7 protein-coding genes are annotated in these 12280 nt (G+C 71.7%); 4 read left to right on the top strand and 3 right to left on the bottom strand.

All coding sequences use genetic code 11. The features are described 5' to 3' along the window. Positions 1-66 precede the first annotated feature (66 nt). Complete coding sequence (locus ACRAWB_RS01130; RefSeq protein WP_431351680.1) at positions 67-1731, top strand: DUF2142 domain-containing protein; 1665 nt, start codon at positions 67-69, stop codon at positions 1729-1731. On the opposite strand, the gene ACRAWB_RS01125 is transcribed toward ACRAWB_RS01130, so the two are convergent. Further along, positions 1616-2620, bottom strand: a complete 1005-nt coding sequence (locus tag ACRAWB_RS01125; RefSeq protein ID WP_431351679.1) for a glycosyltransferase family 2 protein — start codon at positions 2618-2620, stop codon at positions 1616-1618. The two genes, ACRAWB_RS01130 and ACRAWB_RS01125, sit on opposite strands and share 116 nt — an antisense overlap. Then, entirely contained in the window at positions 2617-5094 is a 2478-nt protein-coding gene (locus ACRAWB_RS01120; RefSeq protein WP_431351678.1) for a glycosyltransferase, read from the bottom strand. Before ACRAWB_RS01120 ends, ACRAWB_RS01125 begins: the two co-directional genes overlap by 4 nt. Before the next feature lie 134 nt (positions 5095-5228). Between ACRAWB_RS01120 and ACRAWB_RS01115 the strand changes: the two genes are divergently transcribed. After that, a complete protein-coding gene (locus ACRAWB_RS01115; RefSeq protein ID WP_431351677.1) occupies positions 5229-6596 on the top strand; it encodes a hypothetical protein in 1368 nt (455 codons plus the stop codon). A 2-nt stretch (positions 6597-6598) separates the two neighbouring features. Continuing rightward, entirely contained in the window at positions 6599-8140 is a 1542-nt protein-coding gene (locus ACRAWB_RS01110; RefSeq protein ID WP_431351676.1) for a DUF2142 domain-containing protein, read from the top strand. On the opposite strand, the gene ACRAWB_RS01105 is transcribed toward ACRAWB_RS01110, so the two are convergent. Then, positions 8071-11004: a glycosyltransferase gene (locus ACRAWB_RS01105; protein ID WP_431351675.1), complete on the bottom strand. Its 2934-nt coding sequence runs from the start codon at positions 11002-11004 to the stop codon at positions 8071-8073. The genes ACRAWB_RS01110 and ACRAWB_RS01105 overlap by 70 nt on opposite strands. Before the next feature lie 78 nt (positions 11005-11082). On the opposite strand from ACRAWB_RS01105, the gene ACRAWB_RS01100 reads away from it, so the two are divergent. Beyond that, a complete protein-coding gene (locus ACRAWB_RS01100; protein WP_431351674.1) occupies positions 11083-12162 on the top strand; it encodes a glycosyltransferase family 2 protein in 1080 nt (359 codons plus the stop codon). Positions 12163-12280 lie beyond the last annotated feature (118 nt).

Below are 12280 nucleotides of genomic sequence, written 5' to 3'. Positions count from 1 at the left end.
AACCGTGCCTCCTCAGACCGATGCCGCCCGGCGGGCGATGATGCCCGCACGCACGCGGTGACGACGGTGCCGCGCACGCGCCCGGAACAGCTCTCCCGGCTCGTCGCCGTCACCCGCGCTCCCGCCGGCCGCCCCGTGGCCGCCTTCTTCGCGGCGTGGGCTGTCCTGGCCGTGCTCGGTTCCCTCTGGGCCTGGGCGACGCCGCCCTCCGCCTCCCCGGACGAGCCAGCGCACATCATCCGGGCCGCCAGCGTCGTGCGCGGCGAGCTGTTCGGCGAGCCGTCCGCCTGGGGCAACGTCGTCCACGTTCCGCAGTACGTCGCGGATGCGCACCGGCAGACCTGCTACGCCTTCCAGCCCACGGTCCCCGCCAACTGCACGCTCCCGGCCGAAGCCGATCCCGCAGCACTGGTGACGGCGCCGACCTCAGCAGGCCTCTACAACCCGCTGTACTACGCCCTCGTCGGCTGGCCCTCGCTGCTGTTCGGCGACGCCAACGGGCTGACCGCCATGCGCGTCGCGAGCGCCGTGCTCTCGGCTCTGTTCGCCGCACTCGCCTTCGCCGTCGTCATGACGTTCCGTGAGCGCCGGATGCCCGTGCTCGCCTTCGCCGTCGCGGTCACGCCGATGCTGCTGTTCCTGAGCGGCACGGTGAACCCGAGCGCCATCGAGGCGACGGCGACCCTCGCGGTGTTCTGCGGGATGCTCGGCGTGACGCTCTCCCCCGACCCGGCCCGGCTGCGCGGGCGCGCCGTCATCGTCGCGGTGTCGGCCGTCGTCGCCGTGAACGCGCGGGGGCTCTCCCCGCTGTGGGTGCTCGCCGCCGTCGCCGTCCCGTTGCTGCTGACCAGCGGGCGCGGCCTCGCCCAGCTGCTGCGACGCCCCGCGGTCCTCGTCACCATCGGGATCGTCGCCGCCGGCACGCTCGCGGCGGTCGGCTGGACCCTCGGCACCAACTCCCTGGCGAACGCGATCGCCCACCCCGAGGACGCGCTGCAGTTCCCGGGCGTCGGGGCGTCGCCCGTGACCGGGTTCCAGAAGGTGTTCCTCGGTACGATCGGATACTCGCAGGGCCTGGTCGGCCTGTTCGGATGGCTGGACACGCCGGCGCCCGATCCGGTGCTGTACGCGTGGGGCCTCGCCATCGGCGCTCTCTGCGTCGGCGCGCTGCTGGTGCTCCGCGGCCGGCGCCTGCTCGTCTCGTGGGTGCTGGTCGGCGCCTTCCTGCTCCTGCCGGCGGTCGTGCAGGCGGTCTACATCCACGGCGGCGGTCTCATCTGGCAGGGCCGATACAACCTGCCGCTGTTCCTCTGCCTCGTCATCGGGCTCGCAGCTCTGCTCGGCGACTCCGTCTTCCGGGCACGGCACAGTCGCCTGCGGCTGCGCATCCTCGTCGTGGCGGCCGCGGCGGTCGGGCAGCTCTGGGCGTTCGAGACGGCGCTGCGCCGCTATGCCGTGGGCTCGAACGGCTCGGTCAAGACGCTGCTCTTCGGCTCGCCGGACTGGGCGCCCCTCGGCGGAGCCCCCGCTGTGCTGATCGTCGCCGCCGCAGCCTTCGCCGTCGCGGCGGTGCTGCTGTTCCGCGCCTCTGGCGACACCGCCGGGGGACGCCGGTTCACGCCGGTTGCAGCAGGTCTCGCAACACGTCCAGCCGGCCTCGGCTCGCGAAGCGGCCGTAGCGACCTCCGCGGGCCAGGCGGATCACGCGGGACACGCGCGCCGGCCGGCTGATCGGCAGGGCCGCCCGCTCGGCTTCGAACAGGGCCTTCTCCTCGGCGAGCGTGCGGTTCTCCCACGACACGTCGGCCGCTCCCGCCAGCCGCTCGCTGAGGATGCGTGAGCGCACCGCCAGCATCCGGTTGCGATCGCCGCGGCGACCGAGCACGCGGCCGATCTTGTGGCGGAGGGTGGGGTCGCCTGCGCCGATCTGGTTCTCGTCGTGCCGCCGGTAGCGGGTGAGCGGGCGCTCGCTCAGCTCGAGCCGGCCGCGGGCCGCCGCCTGGACGGCCAGCCACTCGTCGTGCACCCACTCGGCAGGGAACGGCAGAGCGCTCCGGAGCAGGTCGGCGGTCACCATCGCGGTCGCTCCGGTGGCCAGATTGCGGCGCACGAACACGTCGAACGCGTGGCCGGAGTGCACCGCCGCGCGCTCCTCGTCCGTCACCTCGAGCACCCCGAACAGGGTGCCGCCGGCCGGGAGGCCGTCGTCGTCGATGAGCGTCGCGTCGGTGTGCAGGAAGCCCAGGCCGGGACGCTGCGCGAAGTACGCCGCCATCCGCTCCAGCTTGTCCGGCTCCCACTCGTCGTCCTGGTCACTCAGCGCGATCAGCTCGCCCGTGCACGCCCGCAGCGCCTGCTCGAAGTTGGCGGTGACGCCGAGAGCCGTCTCGTTGCGCAGCAGCACCAGCTCGGGGGTCGGCGCCCCGGAGGCGCGATGCGCTGCGAGCTCCTGCTCGACGATCGAGACCGTGTCATCCGCGGACGCGTCGTCGGAGACCACGAGCTGCGCGGGAGGCAGCGTCTGGGCCAGGATGCCCGCGAGCTGCCTGCGGATGAACCGCGCGCCGTTGTACGTGCACAGCGCGACCGAGATCGCCGGGGCCGGAGCCGCGTCGGTCATCGCCGCCCCAGCCGGCTCCGGATCTTCTTCGCCACGACGGCCGGCCCGCCGTTGCGCATGTAGTGGAAGAACAGACCGACGTCGTGCCGGACGCCGTGCTTCTTGCGCCGGGTGGTCGCGCGCTTGACCGGAGTCCCTGAGCCGACGACGCCGCGAGCGACCAGGTCGGCCGCGTGACGCGGGTCGGCGACGAAGTCCACCAGCGGCGCCAGCACCACGCTCCAGAAGTAGCGCTGCCGCACACGGGCGACGTTGCGCTTGGCGGCGGCGATGAACTTCTCGTCGTACAGCACCTTCTCCAGCGCCGCGGCGAGCGCCGCCACATCGCCGGACGGGACGACGACGCCCAGCTTCTCCTCCTCGACCAGCTGGGCGAAGTGGTCGCCCTCGGTGACCACCATGGGCAGACCGGCCCACAGGTAGTCGAGGATGCGCGTCCGGAACGAGAACGTCGTCTCGACGTGCGAGAAGTGGGTGCTCACGCCCGCATCCGCCTCGGTCAGGTAGTTCTGCCGGTCGGCGTAGTCGACCCAGGAGCTGTTGAAGAACACGGCGCTGTCGAGCACGCCGAGGTCGCGGGCCAGCTGGCGGGACTCGGCCACGATGCCCATCTCCGGAACGCCCGGATGCGGGTGCTTCGTGCCCTGGAAGAACAGCCGGACGTCGTCGTGGGTCTCCGAAAGACGGGCGACCGCCTCGATCAGCGACTTCGGGTCGAACCAGTTGTAGAGGCCGCCGCTCCACAGCAGGAGCTTGTCGTCGCGTCCGATGCCGGGCAGCACGCCCTTGAGCACGTCGCGCTCGTGCGCGGGCGGGGTCTCCGAGAGCCCGAACGGGACCACGTCGATGAGGTGGTCGAGGTCGGGGTCGTCGTCGTAGTTGGCCGGGTTGATGCGGCCGAGCGCCGCGAGCTGGCCGAGGTAGAAGTGCCGCTGCCGCTCGGAGGCGCACAGGAAGAAGTCGCCCCGCTCCAGCTGTTCGTTGAGCACGTCGGTCGCATCCAGGACCTGCTTGTCCCACTGGGCCCGGCCGAGCTCCTTGCCCTGCTCCAGCTGCTCCAGGTGCATCGGGTCGTAGACGTCGGCGACGATGATCTTGTCGGTCTTGCGCAGGCTCTCGAAGAGCGCCATCGCGAGGCCCTGGAAGACGATGACATCGCTCTCGCGCTCCAGCGCCTTCATCGAGCGGTCGTCGCCCGGACGGATGTGGACGACATCGAACGGCGCCGACACCGGCTCGAGCCCGGCGAGCGACACCAGGGTCACCAGGTTGTCCTTCGCCAACGCCTCGGCCATGCTCCAGGCACGGATCGCGGGGCCGGCCATCTTCGCGCCGATGGGGTCGCCGGTGATGATGAGGACGCGGGTGACCGCCGGGCTCTCGGTGACCGGGAACGCGGTGGCCAGCTTGTCGTAGCCCTCGAGGTAGTGCTCGTCGGTGTACGACGGCGCATCGGTCTCGCCGAACAGCGCCCAGATGCGGCTGTCCGCGACCACCCGCGTGCTCTGGATGCGCTCGCGATCGGCGGTGAGACCCGGCAGGTGCTCGACGAACTGGTCGATCGCGTAGACGGCGGCGACCGTCTCCTTGTCGATCTCCATCGTCGGGTCGTTGGAGCCGCCCTTGCGGAGGTCGAACTCCGTCGAGTCCAGGCCGCCCTTGGCGACGCCGCGACGGACGGTGAGCGCGAGGGTGGCAGGGAGAGCCGTCGCCAGCGCCTCCTCGCCCAGGTTCTTGTACTGCGTGAAGAGGGCGTTGCGCTCCAGGAGGTAGCTCTCCTTGAACGCCCCGAACGACGACATGGACGCGTGGTGCTTGTGGAAGGCGAGAGATGCCGGCTCGTAGACGAAGCGGTGGCCCGCCAGGTTGAGCCGCCAGCCGAGGTCGACATCCTCGAAGAACATGAAGAAGCGCTCGTCGAAGCCGCCCAGCTCCTCGTAGACCGACCGGCGGACGAACATCGCCGAGCCGGTGCCGAACAGCACGTCCTTCGGAACGTCCGGGGTGGACGGGACGGGCTGCGCCGTCAGCGGCTTGTAGCCCTGTCCGAACCAGGTCATCGCCGAGCCGATGTAATCGACCTTCTCGCCGTCCCAGTCGAGCACCCGGCTCGCGACCGCACCGACGCGGGAGCTGGACTCGAACCGCTCGACCGCGGCGCGCACCCAGGCGGCGTCGGGCTTGGCGTCGTTGTTGAGGAACGCGACGTACTCGCCGGAGGCGTTGCGCACGCCGAGGTTGCAGCCGCCGGCGAAGCCGAGGTTGGCCTTCGACTCGATGAGGACGACGTGCGGGGCCTCGCGGCGGATGCGCTCCGCGCTGTCGTCGCCCGAGGCGTTCTCGACCACGACGATCTCGAGCCGGTCGGCGGGCCAGTCGAGCCGGCCGAGGTGGTCGATGGCGGTCAGCGTGTCGTCGGTCCCTCGGAAGTTCACGAGGACGACGGAGACGACTCCGGGGCGCGTGGTGGGCATGCGGTCCTTTCGCTGGCGATGCGCCCGCCAGCCTACCAAGGCCCCCTGGGCTCGCCGGGGCGCGGCGACAGGGACTTGCTAAGCTCTCTGGCGACCCCCGCCCGGACCGCGAACGGATATGAGGCCGCCACCGCATGAGCACCGACACCGCCACGACCCCGGGACGCCGGGGCTTCCGGGAGCGGGTGTTCTCGCGGGCGTCGATCGGGCCCGTCCTCCTCGTGCTCGCCGCCCTGCTGGTCGGGATCGTCCAGGTGCCCGGTCACAAGGGCGTCTCCCCGGTCGACGAGTACGTCTACATCGACTACTTCGCCAAGGTCGCCACGCAGGGCACCGTCCACCGCGGTGAGCAGACGGGCACCTTCGCCCGCCAGGAGCTCGGCTGCCGCGGACTGCGGCTGCTCCAGCCGGCCCCGGACGCGCGCTGCGAGCTGAAGAACGCCGAGAACAAGGAGCTCTTCCCGTTCCACGGCGCCACCTCCGCCTACATCTACACGCCGCTCTATTTCGCGATCACCCGCGTGCTCGCCGAGCCGCTGGTGTGGGCGGGCGTCGGTCTGGTGGATGCGGGCCGCTTCGTCGGCGCCATCTGGCTCGCCGCCGCCGCTCTGCTGCTGTACCTGGCGCTCCGCCGGCTGCGCGTGCACCCGGTCGCCGCCACCGCCGTCGGCCTGCTGATGGTCGGGTCGCTGCCCGCCTACTGGTCCAACACGTACATCAGCACGGATGCCACGGCGCTCTTCGCCGGCGGCCTGATGCTGTATCTGGCCACGTTCGTCCTGGAACGCCGGGCGCGCATCCTGTTCGTGGCCGGCGCGGCCTTCGTCACGCTGCTCAAGGTGCAGAACCTCGCCGCCGTCGCGGCGGCCGTGCTCTTCGTCGTGCTTCGCGCCGGTGTCGCCGCCTACCGTGAGCGCGGGTCGCGCTGGGGTTGGGTGGGCGCGCTGTTCCGTGACAGCCGGACCATCACCTCCATCGTCGCCGTCGTGGTCGCGGTGGTCGCGCAGGTCGCCTGGCTCGCCTACTCGACCGCCACGGCGGTCGGTCCCGCCCCCGACATGGGCAAGGTCCGTCCGCTCGGGATCACGTCGATCATCCTGCAGTCGGGCCTCTTCATCGACGGGGCGACCAAGGGCGTCGGCGACATCACGACCTTCCTCAAGGGACCGGGCCTGATCGTCAACTACGCGGTCTCCTGGATCGCCGTCGCGGGTGTGATCGGTCTGCTGATCGTGGCGCGCTGGGGCCGTAAGCGCAACGCGATCGCACTCGCCACCTTCGCCGCCGCCGTCATCTCCGCGCCGCTGCTCTCGGCGGTGACCTACGTCACGCTCGGCACCTATCCCGACCCGCCGCCCGCCCGGTACGGCATCTCGCTGGTCCCGCTGTTCCTCGCCTGCGCCGCCCTGCTCGTGCCGGCCCGTCGTCCGGTGCCGCGCTGGATCCTGCTCGGCGTCGGCGCCGTGACGTTCCTGGCCAGCCTGTTCCTCCCGCAGGGATGACGATGGACGCGGCGACGACCGATCTACGATTCCCGGGCCGCCTCTTCGTCTCGGTGTTCGCGGTGCTCTTCGCGCTGATGACCGCCTGGTCGCTCGCGACGCCGATCTACGCGGTGCCGGACGAGGCCTCCCACACCGTTCGGGCGACGGCGGCGGCGCGCGGCCAGATCGTCGGGGACGGCAAGCACTTCCAGGCGCCGGGCTACCTCTACATCCCCGGGGCTGGCGCGTGCTTCGCCGGCCGACCGGACAAAACGCCCGCGTGCGTCGGCACGTCGCCCTACGGCGCCGAGCTGCGTGACACCATCTCGACCGCGCAGACCAACTCGCCGGTCTACTACGTGATCGTCGGGCTCCCTTCCCTCGTCCTCTCCGGGACGGCCGCCATCTTCGGCATGCGGATCCTGTCGGGAGCGCTGGTCGCCGCCGTGTTCGCCGCCACCGCCGTCCTCCTGCGGCGAATGCCGGGCGTGCGCTGGGGTCTCCTGCTGCCGATCGCTGCCATCACCCCGGAGGTCGTCTTCCTGGGCGGCGCGATCAATCCGAACGCGATCGAGATGGCGGCGGCGGGAGGATTGTTCGCCTCGCTGCTCGTCCTGGCCCGCGTCCGTCCGTCCGGCTGGGCCTTCGGGTTCGCCGCCGCGACCGCCGTCGTCTCCACCGCGCTCGTGACCGGCGGGCGCAGCCTCGGGCTGCTCTGGGTCGTCTTCGCCGGCCTCGGCGTGATCGCCCTCCTGCGACGGGACGACTGGCGCGCGCTCACGCGGCGGGTCTCGACGTGGATCGTGCTCGGCGCCATCGCGGTCGTCTGCCTCGGCCAGCTCATCTGGTTCACCCGGCCGGGGAACGCCGTGCAGGCGCTGGCGGAGCCGGTCCCCGGGAGCTTGTTCACGGTCGCGCAGACCATGCTCGAGAACACGTTCGTGTACTGGCGGCAGCTCACGGGCTTGTTCGGCACCGTGGACGTGCCCGCGCCCGAGGGCGTCCAGACCCTGTGGACCGCGCTCTTCCTCGCGGTCCTGGTCCTTCCCCTCGTGATGGGCCGTGGCCGCGAGCGGTGGGTCGCCGCCGGCTTCACCGTCGCGCTGCTCGTCGTGCCGGTGATCACGCAGGTCGCGCTCTGGCGGCAGGTGGGCGATGTCTGGCAGGGCCGCTACGTACTGGCCGTGCTGCTCCTCGCCGCCATCGCCGGCGGCCTCGCCCTCGACGCAGCCGGGCTCCGACCGGGCCGCGGCTCGCTCGCGGTGTTTCGCACGCTCCTCGTACTGGTCGCCGTCGGGCAGTTCGCCGCGTTCACGTTCACCCTGCGCCGCTACGCCGTGACGAACGGCTCGTGGCCGCAGTTCCTCCTCGATCCGCAGTGGCAGCCGCCCGCGGGCACGATCGTGCTCACGCTCGTCGTCGTCGCCGCCCTCGCGTACGCCGTGTTCGCCGCCTGGCGCGCCCTACCTCGGCTCGCCCTGCCCGCGCCCGATCAGGGCGCGACCCACGGCGGAGCGGCCGTCGGCACGGCGTTCCCCTCGGGGTCGGACAGGAACTCGTAGATACCGTCGAGGGCCGCATCCCAGTCGGAATGCCGCTCGTCGATGGTCGCCTCCCCCGCCGCGGCGATGCGCTTGCGGGTCTCCGCATCGCGGACGAGCTCGTCCAACGCGGCGACGACCTCCTCGTAGGTCATCATCGACGTCCGCGCGTTGACGCCCGGCTCGAACAGCCAGCGGAACCACGGCGAGTCCGGCACCACCATCGCCACACCGCTCGCCATCAGCTCGAGCGGCAGGTACGACGGGTGGCGTGAGATCTGCAGCGTGATGCCGATGTCCGTCTCGCGGTAGAGGCGTCCGGTCGCCCGGTAGTCGAGCAGCCCGAGGTCGATGAAGTCGGCGCTCGGCGGGAGGTACTTTGCCCCTGCCGCCACGATCCGCACGCGGTCTCCGTAGCGGCGCTTGATCTCGCTGAGCGCCGCGTAGACGAGCTCCCAGCAGTTGCGGAAGTGATCGCGCGCGTAGGCGAAGATCGTCACCGGGTCGCCGGGTGCAGGCTCCGTGCGGCCCTCGCCGTGGAAGATCTCGCGGTCGACGGCGGGCTCGAAGTAGGTCGCCGTCCCGCCGTAGCCGCCCGCGTAGATGTCGTGCATGCTGCGCGTGTTGCAGATGCCGTACAGGCCGAGCCGGTAGGTCTGCTCGGTCATCGCGAACATGGTGCTGGCCGGGTAGAACGACGGCTCGTAGTCCTGGATGAGGTAGAACTTGCGCGGCGTGCCCGACAGCTTGGCCACATCCCGCGCCGTCAGCCAGAACGTCGCGATCGCGGCGTCGGCCGGAGGCACGGCGGCGAGGCCTTCGTCGGTGCCGTAGTAGTTGCCCACCTCGGAGCCGGCGAGCCCCGGGAACGCGGCGACGATGGCCGACTCGTAGAACTCGTTCGCCGGGTGCCCGTTGACGAGGAACCGGTTGAGCACGCCGTGCTCGCGCGCGAGCTTGTCGGCGATGCGCAGGGTCGTGTTCACCCCGCCGAAGAACGGCAGGTCGAAACCGGGGAGCAGCCAGTTGATCGTGCGGACCTCCCGGCGGCCGACGGTCGCGGCGTGCGTCTCGACGACGCGGTCCACCTCCTCGGCGGTGATGGTCGCCAGCGGCAGCAGCGCCGTCGCGTCCTCCGAGATCGTGGACTGCTGGGCGTCCGACTTCCACGGGCGGCCGAGTCCGGCCATGGTGAGCTTCAGCGGCGGCGGGTCGTCCACGGACGCGAAGCGCGGCACCTCCACCAGCCGGCACACGTTCGGCGAGATGTACGGGTCGCCCCCGGCGAGCCACGGCTGATAGCGCCAGTAGCTGGCGAAGGAGTCGGCTCGCGGCGCGTGCGCTCCGCGCGTCAGCGACTCGAAGTGCCGCACCGCGTCGAACGGGATGACGACGTTGCGCCGTCCGCGGATGATCTGGTCGAGCCCGAGCACCACGTCGCTCCCGGTGAGCTGGAAGCGCTCGTCGAACCCGCCGACCTCCTCGAACAGGTCCCGGCGGATGCCGACGCACGCCGCCGTGACCGCCAGCGTGTCGCGGTACCAGCGCACCGGCCCGATCAGCGAGTCCTCCTCGGGCCGCATCCCGGCGAACAGATTCGCCGCGAAGCCGCCGGGGCCGATCATCACGCCGCCGTGCTGCACCAGCCCCTCGCCGGTGCGGAGCTGGAAGCCGACCGTCCCGACACCCTCGCGGTGCAGCATCCCGACCAGCTCGCGCAGCCACCCCGCGTCGACGATCTCGGTGTCGTCGTTGAGGAAGACCAGCACCTCACCGGACGTGGAGCGCGCGGTCACGGTGTTGACGCGGGAGTAGTTGAACGGCTCCTCTGTCCACCACACGTGACGGATCGGGACGCCGGCGTCGAACCCGGCGTACCAGGCCTCGTTCTCCTCGGTCTCGCCGCCGTTGTCGACCACCGTGACGTCGAACGCCGGGTAGTCGGTCGTCGCCAGGCTGGGCAGCAGCCGCTCCAGGTTCGCCCGCGAGTGCCGCGTCGGGATGACGATGGACACGGTGGGCCAGTGTTCGGGGTCGAAGCGCACCCGGACGATGCCGGCGTCGACCTCGGCGGTCGCGGCCTCGCCGCGGTCGCTCAGTGCGCGCGCGACCATCGCCGCGTCCTCCGGCGTCGCCGGCGCGGCCGGCTCGACCGGGACCGACAGCAGCACGTGCGGCACCCGGCCGACGGACGCGTCGCTCAGCTCCGAGCGCAGCAGCAGCCGCCAGATGCCGTGATCGTCGAGCGTGATGCCGCTCGCGCTCCGCGCATCCTGCACCCGGATGGCGAACGCACGCCCGAAGTAGTTGACGCCGAGCATGATTTCGGGCGACCAGACCGGCCGGAACAGCGGCGACACGCGGTCGCCGCGGGCGGTCAGCCGGTCGGAGTCGAAGGCGATCACCCGGCGCACCGGGTCGACCCGGTGCTCCTTCGCCACCTGCTCGAGCGCGTGCGGGTCGAGCACCGAGCCCGACTTCACGAACAGGACGAAGTCCTCCGGGACGTCGGGCAGCACCTCGCGCAGCGGCGTCCCAGTGCGAAGCACCAGCGCCCGCGGCTCCAGTGCGACCTGGGCCGCGATGCTCGCCTCGGTCGCGGCGACGCGGGCCGCCTCCTCCTCCTCGCCGGACCCCGATGTCTCGACGATGACGAGGAACGTCGTGGTCTGCCCGGCGGGCAGCGGCTCGAGCGGCGGCTGCTGCGCACGCCACTCGGCGTAGTCGGTGAGGCCGGGACCGCGGTCGGCGGGCTCCGCCCCGGGCACGTCGCGACGCAGCTCGGAACGGAAGGTGCGGGCGGCGTCCTTGCCGGCGCGAAGCACCCTCCCCGGGCCGGACTGCGGGGGGAACAGCCGGCCGAGCGCGCGCTGTGCGTGGCTCATCCATGGGTTCATCCGGGCAAGTCTATCGGGGAGGATGCCGAATCCCGCCCGCCTAGACTGGGGCGCAGAGGAGGCGCCGTGAGACTAGCGATGACCCTGATGGTGCGCGACGAGGCCGACATCGTCGGTGCCATGATCGACCACCACCTTTCCCAGGGCGTCGACACGCTCATCGTCACCGACAACGGCTCGGCCGACGGCACCACCGAGCTGCTGGAGCAGTACGCCGCCGACGGCCGGATCGTGCTCCACCACGACCCGGAGCACCGCAAGCAGCAGGCGGTCACCGTGACCAGGATGGCGCGCGAGGCGGCGACCGAGCACGGCGCCGACTGGGTCATCAACGCCGACGCGGACGAGTTCTGGCTTCCGCGCGCGGACGGCCTGACCCTCAAGGAGGCGTTCGCGGGCATCCCGACCAGCATCCAGGCCTTCGACGTGCCGGTCCACGACATGATCGGCCCCGCCGCGCTGGCCGGCACCGGCCTGCAGCGGCTCGCCTACCGCGACCTGCGCTCGACCGAGGCCCTGCACCGCGTCGGGCTCAAGGCGCACGCCACCCACGACGCCGTGCACATCGGCGACCCCGCCATCGAGGTCGTGCAGGGCAACCACTTCGTGAGCCTTCCGAACAACGGGCCGGTTCCCGAGGGCTTCGAGGTCGAGGTGCTGCACTTCCCGTGGCGCTCGTGGGAGCAGTACAGCCGCAAGGTGCGCAACGCGGGCAGCGCGTACGAGAACTCCGATCTGACGCCGAGCCCGAACCACCACGGGATGCGCGACTACCGGCGCCTGCTCGCCGGCGTCCTCTACCCCCTCTACCTCTGCCGCCACCCCGACGAGGAGGAGCTGGCCGCCGGAGTCGCGACCGGCGAGTACGTGCTCGACACGCGCATCGCCGAACGCGTCCCCTCCCCGGTGCCCGACCGCCCGGTCGACGGCGTGACCGAGCCGGTGGACCGTGCGATCGGCCTCGCCCTCGCCGACCTGGACGCTCAGCTCGCCCGGGAACGCGACGACCGCTCGCGCGCCGAGGCGGAACTCCACGCGGCCCGCGAGGAGAACCGGGCACTGCACGAACAGCTCGGCGCGCTCCGCAATCGCCGGATCGTGCGGCTGACCGACCGGGCGGCGCGGCTGCTGCCTGGGCACCGCTGAGAGTCCGCACAGACCCCCGCTCTCACACCGTCTTCCCGTTCTGGGGTGGTAACGTTCCGAGCGGCTTTCGTGCTCGGCGCTTACCCGTATGCGGGCGAGAGGCCTCCCCGCGGTGTCG

Source organism: Leifsonia poae (assembly GCF_050632865.1).
Classification (GTDB): domain Bacteria; phylum Actinomycetota; class Actinomycetes; order Actinomycetales; family Microbacteriaceae; genus Leifsonia; species Leifsonia poae_B.
Note: the sequence above shows the minus strand (reverse complement) of the source record. Positions and strands in the feature narration are given on the sequence as shown.

What these genes read in the sequence shown, in the direction of transcription:
- ACRAWB_RS01125 (WP_431351679.1), bottom strand. Translation starts at nt 2,620, where the DNA reads ATGACCGACGCGGCTCCGGCCCCGGCGATCTCGGTCGCGCTGTGCACG.
- ACRAWB_RS01120 (WP_431351678.1), bottom strand. Translation starts at nt 5,094, where the DNA reads ATGCCCACCACGCGCCCCGGAGTCGTCTCCGTCGTCCTCGTGAACTTC.
- ACRAWB_RS01115 (WP_431351677.1), top strand. Translation starts at nt 5,229, where the DNA reads ATGAGCACCGACACCGCCACGACCCCGGGACGCCGGGGCTTCCGGGAG.
- ACRAWB_RS01110 (WP_431351676.1), top strand. Translation starts at nt 6,599, where the DNA reads ATGGACGCGGCGACGACCGATCTACGATTCCCGGGCCGCCTCTTCGTC.
- ACRAWB_RS01105 (WP_431351675.1), bottom strand. Translation starts at nt 11,004, where the DNA reads ATGAGCCACGCACAGCGCGCGCTCGGCCGGCTGTTCCCCCCGCAGTCC.